This window comes from Brevundimonas sp. GW822-FHT03E11, assembly GCF_058801445.1.
In genome coordinates this window covers 378,655-402,004 of the sequence record NZ_JBXANG010000003.1, presented here as the reverse complement: position 1 = coordinate 402,004, position 23,350 = coordinate 378,655, and the positions used below count along the sequence as shown (strand labels likewise).

Below are 23,350 nucleotides of genomic sequence, written 5' to 3'. Positions count from 1 at the left end.
CGGGACGGTTGTCGGTCTCAGGCGGCCCCCGCCGTCGCCTCGACCAAGTCCGCCAGGCGTTCGGCGGCGTCGGGGATGGCGACCGAGCGAGCGGCGGCGGACATGGCGGCCAGGCGGGCTGAATCGGACAGGACGCGATCCAGGGCTGCGGTCAAGCTCTCGACGGTCAGGGCGTCCTCCAGAATGACCTCCGCCGCCCCGGCTTCGGTCAGGGCCTTGGCGTTCAGGCGCTGGTGGTCGTCGGTGGCGATCTTGAGCGGGATCAGGACCGAAGGCAGGGCCGCGATCGCCAGTTCGGCGCAGGTCGAGGCGCCGGAGCGGCCGACCACCAGATGGGCCTTGGACAGCCGTTCAGCCATGTCGCGGAAGAAGGGGGCGACCTCGGCCTCGATCCCGGCTTCCAGATAGATCTGGCGAGCGGCCTCCAGGGTTTCGGGCCGGGACTGCTGCTGCACCTTCAGGCGACGACGCAGGGCCTCCGGCAGGGCCGCCAGGGCTCGGGGCGTGGTCTCCGACAGGATGCGAGCGCCCTGGCTGCCGCCCGTCACCAGCACCTGGATGGGGCCGCCTTCGGCGGGGGCGACATAGGGGCGGTCGAACAGGGCGCGGATGTCGGCGCGCACGGGCGAGCCGACGACGTGGGACCGTCCCTGAACCTGGGCCGGCGCCCGTTCCAGGGTCGGGAAGGACGAGGCCACCTGTCCCACATAGGGGGCCAGGATGCGGTTGGTTCGGCCCAGGACGGCGTTCTGCTCATGGATGACGGTCGGCCGCTGCGACGTCACCGCCGCGACCAGGGCCGGGGCCGAAGGATAGCCGCCGAAGCCCACCACGACGTCGGCGCCCAGCCGGTCGAAGGCGGCCCGCGCCTGCATGACGCCCTTGAAGATCTGCACCCCGGCCTTGATCAGGCCCAGGGGGCCGGCGCCGGTCGCGGCGTCCAGGGCCAGCCGTTCCTCGGCCGGAAAGGCGTGGGCGTACTGCTCGCCCCGATGATCGGTCGCCAGGACCACGCGCCAGCCGCGCCCGGCCAGCTCCCGCGCCAGCGCCTCGGCGGGGAACATGTGGCCGCCGGTGCCGCCGGCGGCGACGACGCAGAGTTTGGACATGGGGCCTCCGGGAGAAACAGTGTCTGAATAGTCCGATTTGTCCGGTCTGAGGACGGCGGGCGGAAAAAAGAGTGTCCGATGTGTCCGATGTGTCCGGTTGGGCCGTTTGAGCCCTTCGCCCCCGTAGAATGCCACGGTTTTTCGGCGCGATGCGGAGAAGGCGGCTGGTCGGATCAACGCCTTGATAAGGCGCAGGTTTACGGCCCAGATCATGGGCCTTCACGCGCCGCCGCCCTAAAGCAGCCGCCGCCCCGGCCGCGACAGGCTGGCGCCCGGCTCATAGGCGCCCGGCCGACGCCGGGTCAGGGCCAGGGCGAAGCCCATGGTCAGGCCCATGGCGATCATGGAGGAGCCGCCGTAGCTGACGAAGGGCAGGGTCATGCCCTTGGTTGGGATCAGGTTCAGGTTCACCGCCACATTGATGCAGGCCTGAAGCCCGATCAGCATGAAGAGGCCCGCCGAGGCCGTCTGTTCGAACGGATCGGTCAGCTTCATGGCCCGGCGCAGGCCCCGGACGACGATGAAGGCGTAAAGGCCGATGATGATCAGGCTGAGAATCAGGCCGAACTCTTCGGCGCCGACGGAATAGATGAAGTCGGTGTGCAGGTCCGGCACCCGGCGCTTCATCACCCCCTCGCCCACCCCGCGGCCCAGGAGGCCGCCCGCGCGGATGGCCTCGGCGGCGGCGTCGATCTGGTGGGTGTCGGTGGTCTCGGGCGAGAAGAAGCGGCTGAGGCGGTCGCGCATGTGGCCGAAGACGAAATAGAGCGACACCAGCCCCGCCATGCCGGCGCTGGCCAGGACCGCCATCCATTTGAACGGCACCCCGGCCATGAAGAAGACGGCCATGAAGGTGGTGGTGATCAGCAGGGTCTGGCCGATGTCCGGCTGGATCAGCAGCAGACACACCGTCAGGGCGTAGAATCCAAAGGCGATGGTGACGCCCGGCACCCCCTGCCCCTTCTGGGCCTCGGCGAACATCCAGGCGGCGAAGACGATCAGGCCCGGCTTGGCGAACTCGCTGGGCTGCAGGCTGAAGGGGCCGAAATTCACCCAGCGCGCCGCCCCCTTCACCGTATCGCCGATGAAGGGCAGGGCCATCATGACGACGATGGCGCCCAGGAGAGCCAGGACGGCGATGCGCCGCACCCCGCGCGGCGACATCAGGGAGGTGGTCAGCATCAGGGTCAGGCTGACCCCTGAAAAGACGATCATCCGCCAGGAATAGTGGAAGGGATCGGTGATGGATTCATCGGCCAGGATGGCGGCCGGGCTGGAGGCGAAGCTGAGGGCCACGCCTAGGCCCATCAGGGCAAGCGCCGCGCCCAAGAGGCCGCGATCCACAGTCCAGAACCACTGGGCGATCGGGCTCTGGTCGTTTCGGGAAAAGGCGGGGGTGTAGGAGGCGCTCATCGGGCTGTCTCCGGGGTTGCGCCGAGGGCCAGGACGGCGGCGCGGAAGGCCTCGCCCCGCGCCTCGAAGTCGGGGAACTGGTCGAAACTGGCGCAGGCGGGCGACAAGAGCACGATCTGGTCGCCGGCCGCAGCCTGGGCGTCTGCGGCGGCGGCGGCCACGGCGGCGTCCATGGTGTTCGAGATGACATGGGGCGTGTCGCCCAGGGTGGAGGCAAAGGCCTGGGCCGCCTCGCCGATCAGATAGGCCTTGGCCACGCGCGGGAAGAGGTCGGTCAGGTCGTCGATGCCGCCGTCCTTGGGCTTGCCGCCCGCGATCCAGAAGACCTTGGGATAGCTCGACAGGGCCTGACGCGCGGCGTCGGCGTTGGTGGCCTTGGAATCGTTGATGAAGCGGACCGGGCCGATATGGCCGACGGCCTCCATTCGGTGAGCCAGGCCGGGGAAGGTCAGCAGGCCTTTGACGGCGGCCTCGTGCGACACGCCCAGGGCGCGGGCGGCGGCATAGGCGAAGGCGGCGTTCTGGGCGTTGTGGCGGCCGGGCAGCGAGCGGGCCTGTGCAATATCTGCAATAGTCCGGCCCTCGGCGCGGATGGCGCCCGGCATGGCCTCAATCCCGCTCATCCCTGCGAAAGCGGGGACCCAGGTCTTTGGGCGGTCCACTTCGTCCGTGCGGCCACGATCTTGATCCCCAGCGCCCTGCCCCTGCGAAAGGACTGGGTCCCCGCTTTCGCGGGGATGAGCGGAAGAACAGATCGTGATGACCCGCCCGTTCAGGCCGGACAAAATCCCCTGCCCCCACTCCTCGTCCACCCCGACCAGGGCCACAGCCTCCGGCCCCTGGGCCTGGAAGATCCGTCGCTTGGCCGCGACATAGCCCTCCATCCCGCCATGCCGGTCGAGATGATCGGGGCTGATGTTGGTCAGGATCGCCACATCCGGGGCGAAACGCGTCGCCAGGTCCAGCTGATAGCTGGAGACCTCGATCACATAGACGGCGCCCGGCGTCGGCTCCGGCAGGGCCAGGACGCCGATGCCGATATTGCCGCCGACATAGACGGTCAGGCCCGCCTGCTGCAGCACCCAGCCGATCAGGGCGGTGGTCGTGGACTTGCCGTTGGTGCCGGTGATGGCGACGACCTTGGGCCGCCGCCCCTGCGGCAAGGCCTCCAGGGCGCGGGCGAACAGTTCGATGTCGCCGACGACCGGCACGCCGGCCTCGCGCGCCCTGTCGACGGTCCAGTGCGGCTTGGGATGGGTCAGGGGGGCGCCGGGCGACAGGACCAGGGCGGCGAAGCCGGACCAGTCGGCGGTCGTCAGATCCTCGACCACGAAGCCCTCGGCCTGGGCCTGAAGCCGGCCCGAGACGCCGTCGTCCCACAGGACGGGGATCGCGCCCCCGGCCTTCAGGGCGCGCGCCGCCGTGATCCCCGACCGTCCCAGGCCGAAGACCGCGACCCGCCTGCCCTCATAGCCGGGAACGGGGATCATTCCACGCTCCCTTTTCCGTCATCCTCGGGCTTGACCCGAGGATCGGAGGGTCCGCCGCTGGTGCGAAGGGCCGGTCGCACAGTCAGGTCCACGCCCGATCCTCGGGTCAAGCCCGAGGATGACGAAACTGGGGTCAAGCCCGAGGATGACGGAGAATGGGGGAGCCCGCTCATCTCAGCTTCAGCGTCGACAGGCCGAGCAGGGCCAGGGCGCCGGCGATGATCCAGAAGCGGATGACGACGGTGGATTCCGGCCAGCCCATCTTTTCGAAATGGTGGTGGATCGGGGCCATCAGGAAGATGCGCTTCTTGGTCAGCTTGTAATAGCCGACCTGGATCATGACCGAGGCGGCCTCCATCACGAACAGGCCGCCGACGATGCCCAGCACCAGTTCGTGCTTGGTGGTGACGGCTATGGCGCCCAGCGCGCCGCCGAGAGCCAGGGATCCGGTGTCGCCCATGAAGATCTTGGCCGGGGGGGCGTTGTACCAGAGGAAGCCCGCGCCCCCGCCGATCATGGCGGCGCAGAAGATGGCCAGTTCGCCGGCGCCCGGGACGTGGTGGATCTGCAGATACTGGGAGAAGACGAAGTTGCCGGCCAGATAGGAGATCAGACCGAACGCCCCCGCCGCCATCATCACCGGCACGGTCGCCAGCCCGTCCAGACCGTCGGTCAGGTTCACCGCGTTGGAGAAGCCGACGATGGTGAAGGCGGCGAAGGCCACATAGAACCAGCCGATATTGAGCAGGACCGCCTTGAAGAAGGGGAAGGCGATCGAGGTCTCAAGCCCCGGCGAGGTCGGCGAGGCGGTCATCCAAAGCACGGTCAGGACGCCGGCGATCACGGCCACGGCCGTCTGGGCGACCAGCTTCTGTTTCGAAGTCAGGCCGGCCGAGGTCTGTTTGGTCACCTTGGCGTAGTCGTCGATGAAGCCCAGGACGCCGAAGGCCGCCGTCACGAAGCTGACGATCCAGATATAGGGATTGGTCAGGTCGCCCCACAGGAAGACCGCCACGCCTATGCCCGCCAGGATCATGAGACCGCCCATGGTGGGGGTGCCGACCTTGGACAGGTGGGAGACCGGACCGTCGTCGCGGATCGGCTGGCCCCGGCCCTGTTTGGCGCGGATCCAGTTGATGAAGCGGCTGCCCATGGCCACGGCGACGATGGCCGCCGTGGCCAGGGCCAGGGCCGTGCGGACGGTCTGATACTGGATCAGGTTCAGCAGCGGATACTGGTGCGCGACATCGGCGTAATAGAGGTACAGAAGATAGAACATGCGGGGTCTCTATCGGGGCGCCGGGGGCGTGTCAGGGCTTGAAGGGGCGGTTTGAAGATCGGCCAGGGCCTTGGCGACCAGGGACGCCCTGGACCCGTTCGATCCCTTGACCATGACGATATCGCCGGGGCCCGCCAGCACGGACGCCTCGGCGGCGAGTTCGGCGGCGGTTTCGCGCCACAGGCCGCGTCGCGAGACCGGCAGGGCGTCGTACAGATGACGCATCTGGGGACCGGCCGCATGGACCAGGTCCAGGCCGGCGGCCTCGATCGGCTGGGCCAGGCCCTCGTGCAGGTCGCGGCTCTGGTCGCCCAGCTCCAGCATGTCGGTCAGGACCACGATGCGGCGGCCGGCGGCGGGGCGGGCGCCCAGGCTCTTGAAGCCCGCCGTCATCGACAGGGGATTGGCGTTGTAGCTCTCGTCGATCAGGGTGAAGGCGCCGCCGAGGACGGCGACGGTGCGGGTCTGGCCGCGTCCCGCCAGAGGCTGGAAGCCGGCCAGAGCCTGAAGTCCCGTGTCCAGCGCCACGTCCAGAGCGTCCAGCATCAGCAGGACGCACAGGCTGTTCAGGCCCCAATGGGCGCCGGACTGGGCCAGGCGGTACTCCAGCGGCTGGCCGAACAGGTCTGCGAAGACCGTCGCCCCTTCGGCGTCCGGGCGGAAGTCCTTGAGGCGGGCGTCATGGCCCGGATCGGTCCCGAAGGTCACGAGGCGCGCCCCGACCGCCCTGGCCGCGTCGCACAGCAGGCCCGAGAAGGCGACGTCGCCGTTGGCCACCGCCGTCCCGCCGGGGACCAGGCCCTGGAAGATGGCGGCCTTTTCGCGCGCCACCCCCGCCTCTCCATCCGAGAAGGCCTCGATATGGACCGGACCGACCGTGGTGACGCAGGCCGCGTGGGGGGCGACGAAGCGCGACAGGGGCGCGATCTCGCCGGGGGCGTTCATGCCGATCTCGAAGACGGCGCGCCGGGTCTCGACCGGCATCCGCGCCAGGGTCAGAGGCACGCCGATATGGTTGTTGTAGCTCTTGATCGAGCCGTGGGCGGGGCCGGCCAGATCAAGCCCCGCCTTGATCGCCTGGGTCACGCTGGTCTTGCCGACGCTGCCGGTGACGGCGCCGCGCTTGACCTGGGGCGCACGCTCGCGGGCGGCGACGCCCAGGGCCTCCAGCCCGTGCAGGGTGTCGGGGACCACGACATAGGGTCCGCCCTCGACCGGTCGGTCGACCAGGGCGGCCGCCGCGCCGGCGGCGAAGGCCGAGGCTGCGAACTCATGCCCGTCGCGCGCGCCCTTCAGGGCCAGGAAAAGGTCGCCGGGGACGATCTCGCGGCTGTTGTAGGTCAGGCCCGTGACGGGGCGGTCGTCGCCGTGCAGCACGCCGCCCGTGGCGGCGGCGATCTCGGCGGCCGTCCAGAGCGGGCGGGCGGGTGTATCAGGCATACAAAGACAGGGCCTCGGACGCGACGGTGGCGTCGTCGAAGGGATGAGTCGTCCCGCCGACGATCTGGCCCTGTTCATGCCCTTTTCCGGCGATCACCACCACATCCCCGTCGCGCATCATTTCGATGGCGGCTTCAATGGCCGCGCGGCGGTCGCCGATCTCCAGCGCATCGGGGCAGCCGGTGCGGACCTGGGCGCGGATGGAGGCGGGGTCTTCCGAGCGGGGATTGTCGTCGGTGACGATGGCGACGTCGGCCAGACGCGCGGCGATCTCGCCCATCAGGGGCCGTTTGCCGCGATCCCGGTCGCCGCCGGCGCCGAAGACCACGATCAGACGGCCGGTCGCATGGGGGCGCAGGGCGGTCAGCACCGTCTCCAGCCCGTCCGGCGTATGGGCGTAGTCGACATAGACCTCGCCGCGCCCGGTTTCCGGCCCGCCGATCCTTTGCAGCCGGCCCTGGGCGCCGGTCAGGCCTTCCAGGGCGCCGATGACGGCGTCGGGGCGGTCGCCGGCGGCGATGCACAGGCCCGCCGCCACCAGGGCGTTCGAGGCCTGGAAGGCGCCGGCCAGGGGCAACAGGATGTCACGCACCTCGCCCTGCACGTCCAGGGTCAGGCGCTGGCCCTCCGGCGTCGCCTGGCGGCCGATCAGGGTCAGGTCGCGCCCGCGTTCGCCCACGCCCATGACCCCCAGGCCCGCCATGATGGAGGCGGCGGCGAAGGCGGAATAGGCGTCGGAATCGGCGTTCAGCACCGCCGTGCGGCCGCGCGGCAGCAGGGCCTCGAACAGGCGCAGCTTGGCGGCGCGATAGGCGTCCATCGTGCCGTGATAGTCGAGGTGGTCCTGGGTCAGGTTGGTGAAGGCCGCCGCCTTCAGCGCCACTCCGTCCAGACGCCGCTGGTCGATGCCGTGGGACGAGGCCTCGACCGCCACACGGGTCACGTTCTTGGCGGCCAGTTCGGCCATCAGGCGGGCGGCCTCGGCGGCGTCGGGGCTGGTCAGGCCGGGACCGGTCAGGGCGTAGGTCTTGTCGCCCTTCTGACCGACGACGCCCAGGGTGCCCATGCTGGCCGACTTATGGCCCAGGCCCGCCCAGATCTGGCGGCAGAAGGCGGCGACCGAGGTCTTGCCGTTGGTGCCCGTCACCGCCACGCAGGTCTTGGGCTGGGCGCCGTAGAAGCCGCGCGCGGCGATGGCGTAGGTCCGGCGCACGTCGCCCGAGGTCACCAGCACCGGCGCGGCGCCGGCGGGCGTATCGGCCGGCGCCAGGACGGCGGCGGCGCCCTGGGCCAGGGCCTGGGGAATGAAGGCGCGGCCGTCGGCCGTCGTACCCGGCAGGGCGACGAACAGGGCGCCGGGCGCGACCTTGCGGCTGTCGGCGGTCACGCCGGTGATGATCGGATCGGACGCCAGGTCGCGGCGCAGCAGATCGGACAGGTGAAGCGCGCTCACAGCCCGTCCCCCTGCACGTCCTGATATTGCGGGATCTTCTCGCCCGAGGCCGTGCGCCAGCGGTCGGCGCGGCGCTCGACGCCCAGGAAGCCGGCGATCCGGTCGGCGATGTTGCGCACGGCGGGCGCGGCCACATAGGCGCCGGTCTTGGGATAGGTTCCCGGCTCGTCCATCAGGACGAAGACGGCGTAGCGTTTGGCGGTCAGAGGCCCGTCCACGGGGAAGACGGCGGCGAAGGAGCCCAGGGCGTGGCTGGGGTCATAGCGGCCGTTGACCAGCTTGTTGGCCGAGCCCGTCTTGCCCCCGACACGAAGCCCCGGCGCGTCGGCGAAACCGCCCGAGCCCTTGACCACATTGGCGCGCATCAGCTCCAGCACCGCCCGCGAGGTGTCCTCGGTGACGATCTGCTGCGGCTTGGCGCCGCGCGCGCCGCCGCGACGCAGGGACAGGGGCACCATCCGCCCGCCGTTGGTCAGGGCGCCCATGGCCTGAACCATCTGGGCCGGGGTGATCATGATGCCGTAGCCGAAGGAGAGCGAGGCCAGGGTCGAGTTGTCCCAGCGACGCGGCAGGACCGGTCGGGCCGATTCCTTCAGCTCGATGGTGGAGGCGTCCAGCAGCCCCAGGCGCCGGAAATAGTCGCGCATCGTGTCCGGCCCCATCTGCACCGCCAGCTGGGACGTGCCGATGTTGGACGAGTGCAGATAGACCTCTTCCAGGGTCATGACCCGGTTCTGGGCGTGGAAGTCCTTGATCTTGCGGTCGCCGATCTGGAACGCCTCGGAGGCGTCGAACAGGGTGCCCATGTCCGCCCGGCCGGTGTCGAGACCGGCCGCCACCGTAAAGGTCTTGAAGACCGAGCCCATTTCATAGTGGCCCGACACCGCCCGGTTCAGGGTCGCGCCGTCGGGCGCCGCGCCGCGGTTCGACTGGCTGAAGTTGGGCCAGCTGGCCATGGCCAGGACCTCGCCGGTCTGGACGTCGGTGACGATGGCGACCGCGCCCTTGGCCTGGTTCTTGATCGCCGCAGCGGCCAGTTCGTTCTCGACCACCCCCTGCACCCGCAGGTCGATCGACAGGGGGAAGCTTTCGCCGCGCTGGCCCGCCGCCCGGATCTCGTCGTTGAAGGCCAGTTCGGCGCCGGAGATCCCCTGCCCGCCCGTATCGGCGTCGCCGATCAGGTGAACGGCGGAGGTTCCCAGCGGATAGGCGCGGCGATCTTCGGGCTCGAAGGTGACGCCGCCCAGGGCCAGATCGTGGACGGCGGCCTTCTCCTGGGGCGTCAGACCGGTCAACACGATCAGGCGGCGGTCGCCGTCCAGCACCCGCCGAAGCCGCTCGGCCGGAATGCGCGGCAGGGCGCGGCGCAGCTGGCGATAGGCCAGGCCGCGGTCCCAGATCTCCGCCGGGTCGATATAGAGGCCGTAGTGGACGATGTTGATCGCCAGCAGCTCGCCGTTGCGGTCCGTCAGGTCGCCGCGCACCAGGGCGTCGGGGCTGGCGCCGGACCCGCGGGCGCCGGCCGGGGCCAACAGGGCCCGGTAGGAGGCCCCCAGCGCCAGACCGGCGAAGACGCAGGAGAAGACGATCAGGATCAGGAAGATGCGGACGCGGGTGTCCTCTTCCGGGCGGGCGTCGGCGCGGGCGCGTTCGAAGCCGTGCTCCAGCCGCCAGACCAGTTCCGACAGCCAGCGCCAGAAGGGCGACAACCGGCCTTGCAGATCCACGCCCGGCGCCGGCCGGTGATAGCGATGATCCTGAACCGTCATTGCGCCGCCTCATCGGATGGGGCGTCGGCGGACGGGGCGGCGGCCTGAGGCTGAGCCGGGGACGCGGGCGCGGCGGCCGACTTCAGGTGCGGCAACTGGGCTTCATCGGCCTGGCGACGGACGTCGACCGGAGCCATGCCGATCTGGCGCGACAGATTTTCCAGCCGGGCGGGCTGTTCCAGGCGGGCCACCTCGGCGCGCAGCAGGCGGACCCGCTGGCGGTTTTCGCGGATATCCTGTTCCAGCTGGGCGATGCGGCTGCTTTCGCGCGCGGCGGCGGCCTTGGCCGCATAGACCGAGACGATCATCACCGCGACCAGGGCCACGCCGATGATCTCGATCCAGCGGACGCCGCGGATCTTCCAGTCGAACAGCCGCTGCAGGGCGTTGCGGGAGTAGCCGAAGAAGGGCGCCGTGGTCATGCCGCCATCCTCGTCTTTTCGGGCGCCCAGGCCGGGGCCTCGGTGCGGATCGCCGCCCGCAGCTTCGCCGAACGGGCGCGCGGGTTGGCGGCGCGTTCCGCCTCGCCCGCTTCGCGCGCGCCCTTGAACTGAAGGGCGAAGCTGGGCTTGCGCGGGTCGACGGCGATCGGGGCGTGACGTGATCCGGCGGGCGTATTGCCCGTCCGTTCGGTCAGGAAGGCCTTCACGATCCGGTCCTCCAGCGAATGGAAGGTGACGACGGCCAGACGGCCGCCGGGGGCCAGGGTCGCCTCGGCCGCCTCCAGCCCGCGCTCCAGCTCGCCCAGTTCGTCGTTCACGGCGATGCGCAGGGCCTGGAAAACACGCGTGGCCGGATGGATCGGCGCGCCGCGACGGCCGCCCAATGCCTTTTCGACCACCTCGGCCAGGTCCAGGGTGCGGGTGAAGGGCTGTTCGACCCGGCGACGCAGGATGGCGGTGGCGACCCGCCCCGACTGACGCTCCTCGCCGTACAGTTTGAAGATGTGGGCCAGGGGGCCGTGGTCCCAGCCGTTGACGATGTCGGCGGCGGTCTCGCCCTCATCGGACATCCGCATGTCCAGCGGCCCGTCACGCATGAAGGAGAAGCCGCGCTCGGCCTGGTCCAGCTGCATCGAGGAGACGCCGATATCGAAGACGGCGCCGTCCAGCCGGGCCTTGCCGCTGTCGGCGAAGGCTTGGGCCAGACCCGAGAAGGGGGTGCGGACCAGCTGGAACCGGTCGGGGAAGTCGGCGGCCACGGCGTCGGCGTGGGGCTGAACCGTCGGATCGCGATCCAGGGCGATCACGGCGGCGCCGGTCGCCAGAATGGCGCGCGTATAGCCGCCGGCGCCGAAGGTGGCGTCGATCACGACCTCGCCGGGCGCGGGCTTAAGGGCCTCGATCACCTCGGCGAGCAGGACGGGGGCGTGGGGCGCTTCAGTCACGAACCGCCTCCCGCCAGCTTCATCTGGGCCGCCAGTTTCAGGGCGCCGATCTGGGCCATGCCGGCCTTGGCCAGGGCGCGCTGTTCGGCGCGACGGGCCGCCCACTTCTCGCGCGACCAGATCTGGAACCGGTCGTTCAAGCCGACGATGACGACCGTGTCCTCCAGACCCGCCTCGGCGCACAGGGATTCGGGCAGGGTGATGCGGCCGCCCGCGTCATAGGCCAGGCGGACCTGTTCGCCCATCACCTGCCATTCCAGGGCCGAACGTTCCTCGGAGCCGAACGGCAGGGATTCGATCATCTCGGCATAGACGGCGAACAGGCGGTCGCCGCCCGCTTCCAGACAGTCGGCCTCGATGGAAGGGAAGATGAAGACGCCGCCGGCCGCGCCGTTTTCAGCCGTGCGGAAATCATTGGGGATCAGGAGACGGCGCTTGCCGTCCAGCTGCTTCTCGTAGGTCGAGAGAAACACGCCCTGCCCAATCGAACCCTTCGGCCCGTCCCTTAGATGCCTGACGAACGCCCGCCGCGCCCGCCTCTCAGCCCCATCTCATGAGAGTGGGATAGCATGGGATGAAATGGGTCTCAATGGGATCAGCAGTGTTACTTAACCATGTTTTCACGCGATTGGACTTGAAGTCGCTCCGACGGAGAGAACATAAGCGGAACTTGCAAAGTATTCACAGGCTGTGGATCAGTCTAGGCAGTCCAGCGCCCACAAGAGGTTAACGGGCGCCGCCGTGTGGACGGCCCGATCCGGCGGCGAAAGATGGGGATGGAAGCAACTGCCTCAAGCGGGCTGAAGACGCGCCGCCCAAACGAAAGGCCTCAAGTAGGCCGAAGGCCGATAGGCCCTCAAAAAAAGATATGCCAGACGGCCTGTAAGCCGGGTTTTGTTCCGCCCCGAAGGACGGCGACGATCATTCCTCTGGACCGTCCATTGCTGAACGGTTCTCGCGACCTACCCGGACATCCAGGGCGGTGAGCCCCGCGAGGCGAACCCCGCACGATGTCCCTATTTGGTCTTGCTCCAGGCGGGGCTTGCCATGCCGTCCCTGTCGCCAGGTCCGCGGTGGGCTCTTACCCCACCCTTTCACCCTTGCCGCCCGCGAACGGGAGGCGGTTTGCTTTCTGTGGCGCTATCCCTCGGGTCGCCCCGGGCGGAAGTTATCCGCCGCCTTTTCACCGTGGAGCCCGGACTTTCCTCGACGGACGCGAAGTCCGCCGCGACCGCCCGGCCGTCTGGCGGGGGCTAGATGCGCCGCCCGGCCGCCCAGGTCAACAGCAGGCGGATCATTCGCGGCTTGACGAGACCGGGGGCGCCGTGACTGCTGGGCGTGGCTGGAGGGGCGAGACCATGACGAAGACGGCGACGAACAAGAGCGTGCGGCTGATGGCGGTATTCGGCCTGGCGTCCCTGGCCGCCGTGGGATTGGGCGCCGCCGTCTGCGCCCTCAGCGGCGTATCGGCGGCCTCCTGGGGACGGAACCTGGCGGCCTGGCTGGTCGGAGCGGTGATCGCCGCTGCCCTGGCGGCGGCGGGGCGGCGCGTCGTGTCGCCGGAGGCGGCTCTAACCGTCGCTGGATTGGCCGTGACGGGGCTGGCCGCCAGTTTCTTCAATCCAGCCCAGGAGGGGGTGCATCGCTGGATCGACGCCGGGCCTCTGCACGTCAATATCGCCATGGTCGTCCTGCCGTCCCTGTCGGTCGTGCTGGCGGCGGCCGAGGATCGTCGGGCGATCTGGGGCGCCGCCGTCGCAGCCCTGATCCTGCTGGTCGCCCAGCCGGACGCTTCTCAGACCACGACGCTGGCGGCGGTCCTGATCCTGGTCGCCGCCTTTCGCGCGCCCAGCCGTGGAGTGAAGGCCGCCTTGATCCTGTTCGCCGGCGTTGCGGCCGCAGCGGCCTGGATGCGGCCCGATCCGTTGCAGCCGGTGGCCGAGGTGGAGGAGATCGTCGGCCTGGCCTTCCAAGTCTCTCCGCTGATCGGCGGTCTGGCCCTGATCCTTCTGGCCGTCTTCGCAGCGGTTCCGGCCGCCCTGACCCGGCCTGACGCCAGACTGAAGCTGGCCGGGGCCGCACTGAGCCTGTGTCTGGCCGCCTGGGCGGTCACGCCCTTGTTCGGCGCCTTTCCGGTTCCCTTGGTCGGGGTGGGCATGAGCCCGATCCTGGGCGCCTGGCTGGGGGTCGGACTGCTGGCGGCGACGGCGCGCGCGCGAACCTACTAATCCAGCACGCCCGTGACGCTCTCGACGCTGGCCAGCTGCAGCAGGCCGACCAGACGGGCGCGGGTCTCGCCGTCGGCGACACCGTCGACGCGCCCGGGCCGCCAGTGGCGCTGGAAGGCGCGGACGGTGGTCTCGGTCTCGGCGTCATAGTCGCCGCCGGGCGCCAGCCCATAGCCCAGCCGGTGCAGGCCGGCGCGCAGGACCACGACCCCGATCCCCTGGTCGCCCTTCTGCAGTAGGCCGCCCAGGGCCTTGATCCGTTCGGGCGCCGGTTCGAACCACAGGCCGTGTCCGGCCTCGGCCAGCCGCTTCCAGGGAAAGAGTTCGCCGGGATCGGCCTTGCGATCCGGCGCCAGGTCGGAATGGCCGATGATGCGGTTGTCCGGAATGGTCCAGCGCTGGCGAATCTCGCCCATCAGGGCGATCACCGCGGCGATCTGGGCCTCGGGAAAGGGGCGATAGCCGAACTCATGGCCCGGATTGACGATCTCTATGCCGATGGAGACGGCGTTGCAGTCGTCCTCGCCCCGCCAGACGCCCCGACCGGCGTGCCAGGCGCGCCGTTCCTCGGGCGCCAGCTGGAAGATGCGGCCGTCCTCCTCGACCAGATAATGGGCCGAGACCTTGGCCTCCGGGTCGCGCAGACGGGCTAGGGCGGCCTCGCCGGTCTCCATCCCGGTATAGTGCAGCACCAGCATATCGGGCGGCGCGCGGCGCGCATCGAAGTTCGGCGAGGGCGCCGCGATCAGCTCAACCATGGTTCAGGGGGCCTCAGCGGCCGTGGCGGTCCCAGCCGTAGGCGACCCAGGTGCCGTTGACCTTGTGCGCCTCGATCAGCTCGGGGTCTCCAGCGCGGCGGCGCGGGGTCAGGTTGCGGCGCGCCCGCATGGCCAGACCCGCCAGAAAGACCAGCACGCCGGCGAACAGGGCGATCACGGCCACCGCGGCGGCGGTGAAGACGGCCAGAACCGCGCCCACCGCCATGGCGGCGACGGCGGCGATCAGGCTGGCGACCCACAGGATGGAGGACACCAGGCCGTTGGGCCGGCGACGGGCCGCGACGCCCAGAGAGGCGAGACGTTCAGACTGGAACATGGATCATCCTTTCAGACGTTCCGCAGAACGCCCAAGCCTCAATGTCGGTCCATTGAGCCGTGCGGTCAATGGAGCGCCCCCTCACGCCTGTGTGCGATTGATCGTCACGCCTCCTTCAGAAAAGCGGCTGATCGGCCAGGATGACCGCGCCCTCGCTGCGCATCCGCTCACCCTCGATGCGGCGCATGACGGCCTGGGCCTGAGGGTCGGCCATGACCCCGCCCAGCATGACCAGGGCCTGGGCCGCCTCGCTCTGGACCCCGAACATTTCCGACAGGGCCTCCCACGGCGACTTCTGCTTGGGGAAATGTTTGAAGCGGACCGACTCGCCGGCCGGAATCTTGGCCAGGGCCTTGGCCTTGGCCACCGCCTCGTTCAGCCCGCCCAGCTGATCGACCAGTCCCAGAGGCAGGGCCTGGGCGCCGGTCCAGACCCGGCCCCTGGCGATCTCGCGCACCCGCGCAGGCTCCAGCTTGCGGCCGGTGGCGACGCGCGTGATGAAGTCGTCGTAGATCCGGTCCATCGAGGCCGCAAAGGCCGCGCGCTGGCTGTTGGTGAAGGGCTGGGTCGGGGAGAAGGCGTCGGCGTAGGAACCACCCACGGTCAGCTCGCGCATGTCCACGCCGAACCGGCCCAGGGCGTCGGCGATCACGAACTTGCCGCCGAACACGCCGATGGAGCCGGTCAGGGTCGAGGGCTGGGCCACGATCCAGTCGGCTTCAGAGCTGATCCAATAGCCGCCCGAGGCGGCGTAGGCGCCCATGGAGACCACCACCGGCTTGCCGGCGGCCTTGGCCGCGCGCACCGCCGCCAGGATCTGTTCCGACGCCTCGGGCGAGCCGCCGGGCGAGGAGACGCGGAAGACGATGGCCTTCACGCTCTTGTCCTCGATGGCGTCATAGATGGCTTCGGCCGTATCGTCAGAATGGATGGAGGAGCCGCCGCCGAAGCCGCCGCCGTCGCTGCGGCCGGTCACGATCGCCCCTTCCCCGCCGACGATGGCTATGGCGTTGCGGCCTGATCCGGTCCGTTCGCCCTTTTCAGAGACGTATTTGCCGAATTTGACGATCTCGGCGCCCTTGCCGGCGCGGCGCTTGATCTCGGCCTCGGCCTCCTCGACCTGGCCGATCTTGTCGACCAGCTTGTTCGCCAGGGCCTGTTCCGCCGAATAGGGGCCGGCCTCGATCACCGTCTTCAGGGCGGCCGAGGTCGTCTTGCGGTCCTGGGCGGCGTTGGCCAGGGCGCTGTCATAGATGGAGGTCATCCAGGCCGTCATCGCCTCGCGGTGGGCGGGGGTGTAGTCGCTCTGGGTGTATTCGTTGACGGCGTTCTTGTATTCGTAGCGCTGCTCGAAATCGGCGCGGACGCCGTATTTGTCGAAGGCGCGCCCCAAGAACAGACTGTCGGCCGAGAAGCCGGTGGCCTGGAATCCGGCGGTGTTCTGCATCCACAGTTCCGACGCCGAGGCGCCGACCATATAGGTGGACATCACCGCGCCCGCAGGGGCGAAGCCCTGGCTGTGAGCGATGACCGGCTTGCCCGAGGCGCGGAAGCGGCGGATCGCCTGGCGCAGCTCATCCGCCGAGGCCGGGGTCATGCCGCTTTCCGGCAGGCGGACCAGCACGGCCTTGACGCCGGCGTCCTCCTGGGCCTGGGCCAGACCGTCCACCACCTGGGTCACCGACAGGCTCGATCCCCCGAAGGCCGCGAACGGATTGGTCGAGGGCTGGTCGCTGATCCCCTCGCGCAGGTCCAGTTCCAGCACCATGGTCGCGGGCGTCGTCGGCTTGGAGGCGCCGGCGATGGCGACCGTCAGCAGAACGACCGGGACCACGACGACGAACAGGATCAGTCCGGTGAAAACCCCCAGAACCGTCAGAAAGAATTGCTTCATGGGAAAAGGCGCGCTCGCAAGAGGCCGGAATGGCTCAGCCGCACCATAGAGCGGGAACAGTCACCGTCAAATGAACGTCGTGCAACGTGCGGGCGCAGTTCGGCGCCGCACACGGCCGCGGTTGCGATGCGGCGCCGCGATTGATGCGGAGGGCGGAAATCCCTATATGAGCCGCCTGCGAGCGGGGGCCTATCGCCCCGTGTCCTATTTCGGAGACCGCCGTCCATGCTGGTCACCCTGATGAAGTCCAAGCTGCACCGGGCCACGGTGACCCAGGCCGACCTCGATTACGAGGGGTCGATCGCCATCGACATGGACCTGCTGGACGCGGCCGGAATCTATCCTAACGAACAGGTCGATGTGCTGAACATCACCAACGGCGCCCGTTTCACCACCTACGCCATAGAGGCCCCGCGCGGCTCCAGGGTCATCGGCGTCAACGGCGCCGCCGCGCGCCTGGTCCAGAAGAACGACAAGGTGATCGTCGTCACCTACGGCCAGCTGCCCCAGGAAGAAGCCCGCCAGTGGACGCCCAATGTCGTGCTGCTGGACGATGATAACGAGATCAAGCGCCCGGCCTGAGCCGAGATCGACGCCGATGCAAAAAGGCCCGCCGGCGACGGCGGGCCTTTCTCATTCTGCGCCCGGGATCAGCGGGCGATGTCGTAGACGCCGGTGATGTCGATCCGCACCGTCAGTTCGCCGGCGGCCACCGGCGTGCTGTCACGGCTTTCCATGGCCACGGCGCGGGCGGCGAACATCGGCTGCGGCGGCTGGGGCGCATAGCCGCCGCCTTCGCTCAGGTTGCGGATGCCCGCCAGCTGGACGTTCAGGGCCTGGGCGTACAGCTGGGCCTTGGCCTGAAGCGCCTGCACGGCCAGTCGGCGCGCCTGGTCCTCGGCCGCCGAGGGATCCTTCAGGCCGAAGCTGATGCCGTCGATCTGATTGACCCCGGCGGCCACCACGGCGTCGGCGGTGGTCCCGACCTTGGTCAGGTCGTTGATCGTCACCGTCACCCGGTTCACGGCCTGATAGCCGCGCAGCTTGGGCGGTTCGTTCTGCTGATAGTCATATTGCGCCGACAGGTTCAGGCCCGAGGTCTGGACATCGCGCTCGGCGATCCCGGCGCGGCGCAGGGCGGCCATGACCTGGGTCATGCGGGTCGCATTGTCGCGCATCGCCTCCTGGGCCGTCGCCGCCTCGGTCTGGACGCCGAAACTGATGGTCGCCATGTCCGGCGCGGCCTTGACCTCGCCATAGGCCGACAGGTTCAGCGAGGGCGGAGGCTGCATCATTTGGACGCCCGGCTGGACCGTCTGGGCCGCAGCCGGCGCGACGGCGCCCATCACCGCAGCGGCCGTCAGGGCCCCGCCCAGCATCAGGGATTGGAAGGCGCGTTTCATGAAGATGTCTCCGTGGAAGATCCCGACCGACGGGGTCGTCGATCCATGGCCGTAACCTTGGCCTTTTACGCCTGAACGAACGTCCGGTCGTCGATGTCGGTTTCCGTTCATCTTGATGAATTCGCCGAAACGGACGCGGCGAAGATCAGGCCCTTGGCAAGCCGCGCCCTCCCCTGCTAGGCCGTTCCTCCCGCCGCGCCGCGCCTCTCGGCCGCGTCCTTGGGGGCCTGTAGCTCAATGGTTAGAGCCGACCGCTCATAACGGTCTGGTTGGGGGTTCGAGTCCCTCCGGGCCTACCACGGGACTTCTTTCTCTGAATTTCTCAGCCCTCAGGGGTCTAGCCGAAACGGCCGAACACAAGTAGTCAAACAGCAGATCGCTTGTGCGGTCGATGTCGAACACCCACTTCTCTCTCTTCCAACCGTCGGGAACACGGCGGCGGCGAAGGGATTTTCTTAATCATGGGCCGTTAGGCTCTGAACGTCGGTATTTTCCGACTCTGGAAGCGAGGCAATGAGTATGCGTGCGACCGAAACGATCTAAGCCCCGCCAGCGGGCTGCTGGTTTTTCGCCGAACGGCGAGTGAAAGGGACAGGGCCTCACCAGCCCTGTCCTTTCTGCTTTTTGGCCCTTCCTTTTTGGATTGCCGCGTTCGCTGAAAACGAGCTTTATGCCACCGGGAGGCGCGTGATGTTCAAAGGCAGGTGGTGGGACAGGCTGGGTTGGTTGGCGGGCGCCATAACCTGGATCGCGGGCTGGGCGGCGATCTTTTGGCCGCCGATCCGAGAGTATGGAAAATGCGTGGCGATCAGCGACCCTGCCTTGGCCCACCGGCTGAACGCTGTTGCGGCGGGCCAAGCAGGCGAACTGCCCAAGGTCTGCACCCACGACGCCGTCGACACCTTCATCGCCCTCCTGCAAATCCCGACGCCGATCTATCCAGACGTGCCGATCGGCGGCTATCTGTTCTTGGCGGCGAGCGTCATACCCTTGGTGGTGCTGGGCATCTGGGTTCGACAGGCGATCGAATACTGGGACAATGCGCGCGTCCCACTGTCGGTTTTGGAGACCGACGTCACCCTAAGCTTCGCCGAGCCCGACATGAAGCGGGCAATTTTGACGAGGAAGCAATTCTTCCACGCCAACCAACCCGACGTGGGCGCCTATCATTCGACCACCAAGGTGGATGGGGAAAAGGCGTCGATAGACCCCGACCACCAAGTCTTTGACGCCCAGGTCGGACATCGCTCGATCAAGGGGGAAATCATAAAGCAGGGCAACGAAAAATCGATCAATGTGATCGAGATCTACAACGAATCCCTGCCTCGAAATCCGCTCGTAACCATACTGCCCAACCAGGTAGTACATTCGATTTACAAGAATTTCGGCGCATTCTTCAATGTGATCGTCAAGAGAACGACTGTCATTCATCTGGTCGATGAATACAACGCAAAAGAACCGTTCTACTCCATATCTTCGATGCGATATCCGGTGACGAACGTAAAACTGAGGTTCCTTTTCCATTCTGAAACCGCGCCGTCTCCAGAAGACATCTCCGCCTTCCTGATCAAGGACAATCTGGCGATGCGGCTGGCCTTGCCGCCTTGCCATGAGGGCGCCTTCACCACCTATGAGGTGGCGGTGCGAGAGTTCAAATCCGCGACGATCCGCGTCGCCTGGAACAATCGGAACCTGTTCGCTTGGAAGGAGCGGCAGCCGACGGCGGACAAGCCGTCTCAGCCGCAAGCCCCGACCGCGGAGAAGCCTGCGAAGAAATGAGACGTCGCGCCGAACGCGCAGCGCGAGCCTCAGCCGCCCTGGGTCCAGCGTTCGACGTCCGGCTCCAGTCCGATCAGGGCCAGGCCGGCGGGGATGGATTCGAACTCGCGGAAGACTCGGTCCGACAGCGCTCGCCGTCAGCTTTCAGGGAGGCCTTTTAGGCGCTTCAGCCCCTCGCGGGCGTACTCATTGTCTGGGTCAAGCCGCAGCGACGTTTCGAAATGGGCGATCGCCGCCGCAAAGTCGCCCTCGGCCACCGAAATGTCGGCCAGGCCGTCATGGCTGAAGGCTGATTGCGGAAACTGTTCGAGCGTGAACTCGAACAGGCGGCGCGCCTCCTCCATCGCGGGCAGGCCGGACAGCTCATAGCCGATCTCGACCAGAAGTTCGTCGGTGGCGAAGGCTTCGGCCGAGGGCTGGGCCGCCTTCATGGCCTGATACTGACGGATACCGGCCTCGGCCCCGCCCGCCATCACCGCATCCAGGATCACCGTCTTGGGCTGAACCTCCGGCAAGGACGTCGCCTCGCCGAAATAGAGGCCGGCGAGGGCCCGGGCGGTCCCGCCGCCGCTGGCCTCGTCGCTGTTGCTGAGGACCACGATGGTCAGGTCGTCGTCAGGAAAGCGGGCGACCATGTTGGAAAACCCCGGCCCGCTGCCCGCATGGCCGACCATGCGGCGACCGTGCCAGGTGCGAATCTCCCAGCCGAAGCCGTAGTTGTTGCGCGCCCCGTCGGTCATCTGGGCCAGGGAGGCGGGCGAGACCAGCCGCCCGGCGCCGACCGCCTGGGCCCAGGTCGACAGATCGTCCACGGTGCTGCTGAGCCCCGCCTCGCCGTAGACGCCGGTCATCGACTGCGGCGTCGCCTCGATGAAGGTGGAGCCGATCGAATAGTAGCCGGTCGCCAGATGAGGGATGATCCGGCGAGAAGCGTTGAAGACCGTATGATCCATGTGGAGCGGCGCCAGAATCCGCTCACGAAGGACCTCCGGATAGGGTTTGCCGGCGACCCGTTCGATGATCGTCCCCAACAGGTTGTAGCCGGTGTTGCTGTACCGATAGCCCTGGCCCGGCGCGAATTCGAGCGGCCGATCCCGCACCAGGGCCACGACGCCGCCGGGGCCGTAGGTTCGGCTGTCCAGGGCTTCGTCCCAGTCCGGCAGGCTGGTGTAGTTGGGGATTCCGGAGGTGTGGGTCAGCAGTTGCCGCACGGTGACGGCCCGCCAAGCCGGGGGACAGTCGGCGAGGTGGTCGCAGGCCAGGTCATCGACGCTGAGCCGCCCCTCCTCCTGCAGCATCATGATCAGAAGGGCGGTGAAGGGCTTGGTGACCGAGGCCAGTTGATAGACGGTGTCGGTGTCATTGGGGACGTCGAAGGCCCGGTTCGCCAGTCCATAGCTTCCACGGAAGACAGGTCTCCCGTGCGCGGCGACCAGGACGGTCCCGCTGAAGGCCGCGTTACGCACCGCCGCCTTCATATAGGCGTCTAAGGCCGCGCTCAGATCGGGCGAGACCGCAAGGGCGGAGGTTGCGGGGGCAGAGGTTGCTGGATCCTGAAGCGTCTGGCGCGGTGCGGCCTGTAGCGGCGTCGCGCACGCACCGGTCAGAAAGACGGAGGCGGCCGCAGCAGCCTTCCAAAGGATTCTCAAAGCCACATCCAAGCCCTCTCGATCACGCCAATATCTTTTCATCAAGATATTTTATGTCAAGATATTTTTCGCAAAGATTTGTGCCGAGAGCGTCCGACGCCTATCGTGCAGCGATGATTCAGACCTCTTCCTCGCCGGACGTGATCGACGCCGTCCTGGCCGATTGGCGAAACGCGCGGCCTCAAACCCAGGCCGACGCCCTGAATATTGTCGGGCGCATCCTGTGGCTCGGGCGACGATACGAAGAGGCCGTCGCCCAGATGCTGGCCGAACATGGGCTGTCCTATTCCGACTATGACGTGCTGGCGACCCTGCGCCGGGCCGGCGCCCCGTTCGAACTGTCGCCGACGGATCTGGCTAAGCGTGTCCTGCTGAGCTCCGGCGGCCTGACGGCCTGCCTGCGGCGTCTGGAGACGCGAGGCCTGGTGTCGCGCCACAGTGTGAAGGAAGACCGCCGACGCCTGTTGGCGCAGCTGACGCCGGAAGGTCTGACCCTGGTCGAGGGTTTCATAGACCCGCGCTTCGCCATGGCCGAACGCGCGCTGGCCCCGTTGAACCCGAGCCAGAGACGGGAGGCGGAGACGGTGCTGCGCCGCCTGATGACGGCGGCGGAAGACTGAGGCTGCTGCGAATCAGCCGCCCTGGGTCCAGCGTTCGACGTCGGGCTCCAGTCCGATCAGGGCCAGGCCGGCGGCGATGGATTCGAACTCGCCGCCGGTCTCGATCCGGTCGGGGCCGAAGCGACGGGTGAACAGGGCGCGGACGGCGGGGGTCAGGGAGGTGCCGCCGGTCAGGAAGACGCGGTCGATGGCGGAGGGGTCCAGGCCGGAGCGGTCGATGGCCTGGTCCAGCGCCGCCTTCATCTCGGCCAGTTCGGGGGCGATCCAGGCGTCGAACTGGGCCCGCGTCACCGTCGCCTCGATCCGCACCCCGCCCGCGACGAAACGGAAGTCGGCCGTCTCGTCCCGCGACAGATCCTGTTTCAGGCTGGAGACGGCGCGGTACAGGGCGTGGCCGTGGTTGTCGTCCAGCACCTCGATCAGCCGCTCGATCTTCTCGGGCTCAAGCGAGGTGGTCGCCAGGGCGCGGATGTCGCGCATGTCGCGCGACGCCCGCAGCAGGGCCAGCTGGTCCCAGCGGGCGAAGGCGGAATAGTAGCGCTGGGGCGCCGGCAGGGTCTTGCCCAGGCTGGTGTAGAAACTGCCCTTGCCCAGTTCGGGCGAGACCAGATGGTCGATGATCCGATAGTCGAAGGCGTCGCCGGCCACTCCGACGCCGGATTGGGCCAGGGGCGTGGATTTCAGCCCCTCGGGCGTGCGTTCGAACCGGACGATGGAGAAGTCGCTGGTGCCGCCGCCGAAGTCGGCGACCAGGACGGTGGCGTCCTGTTTCAGGGTGCGGGCGAAATAGAAGGCGGCGCCGACGGGTTCATAGGCGTAGCGGACGTCCTGGAACCCTAGCCGCTTGAACGCCGTCTCGTAGCGCGACAGGGCCAGGGCCTCGTCGGGCCGATTGCCGGCGAAGGTCACGGGGCGGCCGACGATGACGCGGGGCGGCAGATCGGCCATGGCGGCCCCCGCATGGTGGCGCAGCTTCAGCAGGAAGGCGGACAGCAGATCCTCGAACGTATAGCGCCGGTCGTGGATGCGGGTCTCGGTGAAGGCGGCGCTGGCGGCGAAGGTCTTGAACGACTGGATGAAGCGCGTGTCCGCCGGATCGTCCACATAGGCGTCTATGGCCCAGGGCCCGGCCTCGACCACCCGCTCAGGGCGACCGCCGTCTTCGGCCGGGTGAAACTGGAAGCTGAGGGCCGAGCGGAAGGTGGAGACGCCGCCCGACCCGTCCACCGTGAAACGGACCAGCTCGGCGCCGGTCGCAGGATCGGCCAGGGCCACGACCGAATTGGTCGTGCCGAAGTCTATGCCGATCGTGATCGGCTGCGGCGTGGTCATGACCCGGCTC

The 23,350-nt window shown here is 68.3% G+C and carries 20 protein-coding genes, 1 tRNA gene and 1 other RNA gene; 5 read left to right on the top strand and 17 right to left on the bottom strand.

The window, feature by feature from the left end:
- Positions 1–17: 17 nt before the first annotated feature.
- From murG to rnpB, 11 genes are all read right to left on the bottom strand, one after another.
- The gene (murG, locus tag AC1RKE_RS07275) at positions 18–1,109 is read right to left on the bottom strand and encodes an undecaprenyldiphospho-muramoylpentapeptide beta-N-acetylglucosaminyltransferase (RefSeq protein WP_183214944.1); all 1,092 of its coding nucleotides are present in this window, start codon (positions 1,107–1,109) and stop codon (positions 18–20) included.
- Between the two features lie 234 nt (positions 1,110–1,343).
- A complete protein-coding gene (locus AC1RKE_RS07270) occupies positions 1,344–2,522 on the bottom strand; it encodes a peptidoglycan glycosyltransferase FtsW (RefSeq protein WP_395942168.1) in 1,179 nt (392 codons plus the stop codon).
- The gene (gene murD, locus AC1RKE_RS07265) at positions 2,519–4,012 is read right to left on the bottom strand and encodes a UDP-N-acetylmuramoyl-L-alanine--D-glutamate ligase (RefSeq protein WP_395942167.1); all 1,494 of its coding nucleotides are present in this window, start codon (positions 4,010–4,012) and stop codon (positions 2,519–2,521) included. Before murD ends, AC1RKE_RS07270 begins: the two co-directional genes overlap by 4 nt.
- 169 nt (positions 4,013–4,181) lie before the next feature.
- A complete protein-coding gene (mraY, locus tag AC1RKE_RS07260; protein WP_152950801.1) occupies positions 4,182–5,291 on the bottom strand; it encodes a phospho-N-acetylmuramoyl-pentapeptide-transferase in 1,110 nt (369 codons plus the stop codon).
- A gap of 9 nt (positions 5,292–5,300) precedes the next feature.
- Positions 5,301–6,731 carry a UDP-N-acetylmuramoyl-tripeptide--D-alanyl-D-alanine ligase gene (locus tag AC1RKE_RS07255; protein WP_348684750.1) on the bottom strand — a complete coding sequence of 477 codons (1,431 nt, stop codon included), beginning with the start codon at positions 6,729–6,731 and terminating at the stop codon, positions 5,301–5,303.
- Complete coding sequence (locus tag AC1RKE_RS07250) at positions 6,724–8,184, bottom strand: UDP-N-acetylmuramoyl-L-alanyl-D-glutamate--2,6-diaminopimelate ligase (RefSeq protein WP_348684748.1); 1,461 nt, start codon at positions 8,182–8,184, stop codon at positions 6,724–6,726. The genes AC1RKE_RS07255 and AC1RKE_RS07250 overlap by 8 nt, the downstream gene beginning before the upstream one ends.
- The gene (locus AC1RKE_RS07245) at positions 8,181–9,953 is read right to left on the bottom strand and encodes a peptidoglycan D,D-transpeptidase FtsI family protein (RefSeq protein ID WP_054766442.1); all 1,773 of its coding nucleotides are present in this window, start codon (positions 9,951–9,953) and stop codon (positions 8,181–8,183) included. The genes AC1RKE_RS07250 and AC1RKE_RS07245 overlap by 4 nt, the downstream gene beginning before the upstream one ends.
- Complete coding sequence (gene ftsL, locus AC1RKE_RS07240; RefSeq protein WP_182713313.1) at positions 9,950–10,375, bottom strand: cell division protein FtsL; 426 nt, start codon at positions 10,373–10,375, stop codon at positions 9,950–9,952. Before ftsL ends, AC1RKE_RS07245 begins: the two co-directional genes overlap by 4 nt.
- On the bottom strand, positions 10,372–11,340 hold the full coding sequence (gene rsmH, locus AC1RKE_RS07235) for a 16S rRNA (cytosine(1402)-N(4))-methyltransferase RsmH (protein WP_182713312.1): 969 nt from the start codon (positions 11,338–11,340) through the stop codon (positions 10,372–10,374). The genes ftsL and rsmH overlap by 4 nt, the downstream gene beginning before the upstream one ends.
- Positions 11,337–11,813 (bottom strand): division/cell wall cluster transcriptional repressor MraZ, encoded by a 477-nt coding sequence (locus tag AC1RKE_RS07230; protein ID WP_054766445.1) that lies wholly within the window; start codon positions 11,811–11,813, stop codon positions 11,337–11,339. Before AC1RKE_RS07230 ends, rsmH begins: the two co-directional genes overlap by 4 nt.
- A gap of 394 nt (positions 11,814–12,207) precedes the next feature.
- Positions 12,208–12,587: RNase P RNA component class A (rnpB, locus tag AC1RKE_RS07225), an RNA gene on the bottom strand.
- A 111-nt stretch (positions 12,588–12,698) separates the two neighbouring features.
- Here rnpB and AC1RKE_RS07220 point away from each other — a divergent pair.
- Positions 12,699–13,568 carry a hypothetical protein gene (locus AC1RKE_RS07220; RefSeq protein WP_333895834.1) on the top strand — a complete coding sequence of 290 codons (870 nt, stop codon included), beginning with the start codon at positions 12,699–12,701 and terminating at the stop codon, positions 13,566–13,568.
- On the opposite strand, the gene AC1RKE_RS07215 is transcribed toward AC1RKE_RS07220, so the two are convergent.
- From AC1RKE_RS07215 to sppA, 3 genes are all read right to left on the bottom strand, one after another.
- The gene (locus AC1RKE_RS07215; RefSeq protein ID WP_333895833.1) at positions 13,565–14,326 is read right to left on the bottom strand and encodes a peptidoglycan recognition protein family protein; all 762 of its coding nucleotides are present in this window, start codon (positions 14,324–14,326) and stop codon (positions 13,565–13,567) included. The two genes, AC1RKE_RS07220 and AC1RKE_RS07215, sit on opposite strands and share 4 nt — an antisense overlap.
- Positions 14,327–14,339: 13 nt before the next feature.
- Positions 14,340–14,663, bottom strand: a complete 324-nt coding sequence (locus AC1RKE_RS07210; RefSeq protein ID WP_191554389.1) for a hypothetical protein — start codon at positions 14,661–14,663, stop codon at positions 14,340–14,342.
- Between the two features lie 115 nt (positions 14,664–14,778).
- Complete coding sequence (gene sppA / locus AC1RKE_RS07205; RefSeq protein WP_348683535.1) at positions 14,779–16,557, bottom strand: signal peptide peptidase SppA; 1,779 nt, start codon at positions 16,555–16,557, stop codon at positions 14,779–14,781.
- 225 nt (positions 16,558–16,782) lie between these two features.
- Here sppA and panD point away from each other — a divergent pair, with 225 nt between their 5' ends.
- On the top strand, positions 16,783–17,139 hold the full coding sequence (gene panD, locus AC1RKE_RS07200) for an aspartate 1-decarboxylase (RefSeq protein WP_152950811.1): 357 nt from the start codon (positions 16,783–16,785) through the stop codon (positions 17,137–17,139).
- A gap of 68 nt (positions 17,140–17,207) precedes the next feature.
- Here panD and AC1RKE_RS07195 read toward each other — a convergent pair whose 3' ends face one another.
- Entirely contained in the window at positions 17,208–17,960 is a 753-nt protein-coding gene (locus tag AC1RKE_RS07195; RefSeq protein ID WP_201462999.1) for an SIMPL domain-containing protein, read from the bottom strand.
- Positions 17,961–18,183: 223 nt separating this feature from the next.
- On the opposite strand from AC1RKE_RS07195, the gene AC1RKE_RS07190 reads away from it, so the two are divergent.
- Both AC1RKE_RS07190 and AC1RKE_RS07185 read left to right on the top strand, forming a co-directional pair.
- Positions 18,184–18,259, top strand: a tRNA-Ile gene (locus tag AC1RKE_RS07190).
- Positions 18,260–18,650: 391 nt separating this feature from the next.
- On the top strand, positions 18,651–19,739 hold the full coding sequence (locus tag AC1RKE_RS07185; RefSeq protein ID WP_348683534.1) for a hypothetical protein: 1,089 nt from the start codon (positions 18,651–18,653) through the stop codon (positions 19,737–19,739).
- Positions 19,740–19,876: 137 nt separating this feature from the next.
- Here AC1RKE_RS07185 and AC1RKE_RS07180 read toward each other — a convergent pair whose 3' ends face one another.
- Positions 19,877–21,388 (bottom strand): serine hydrolase, encoded by a 1,512-nt coding sequence (locus tag AC1RKE_RS07180; RefSeq protein WP_348683532.1) that lies wholly within the window; start codon positions 21,386–21,388, stop codon positions 19,877–19,879.
- 113 nt (positions 21,389–21,501) lie between these two features.
- Here AC1RKE_RS07180 and AC1RKE_RS07175 point away from each other — a divergent pair, with 113 nt between their 5' ends.
- Positions 21,502–22,008 carry a MarR family winged helix-turn-helix transcriptional regulator gene (locus AC1RKE_RS07175; protein WP_348683530.1) on the top strand — a complete coding sequence of 169 codons (507 nt, stop codon included), beginning with the start codon at positions 21,502–21,504 and terminating at the stop codon, positions 22,006–22,008.
- Between the two features lie 12 nt (positions 22,009–22,020).
- Here the strand turns inward: AC1RKE_RS07175 and AC1RKE_RS07170 are convergent, their stop codons facing one another.
- Complete coding sequence (locus AC1RKE_RS07170; RefSeq protein ID WP_348683528.1) at positions 22,021–23,340, bottom strand: Hsp70 family protein; 1,320 nt, start codon at positions 23,338–23,340, stop codon at positions 22,021–22,023.
- Between the last annotated feature and the right edge of the window lie 10 nt (positions 23,341–23,350).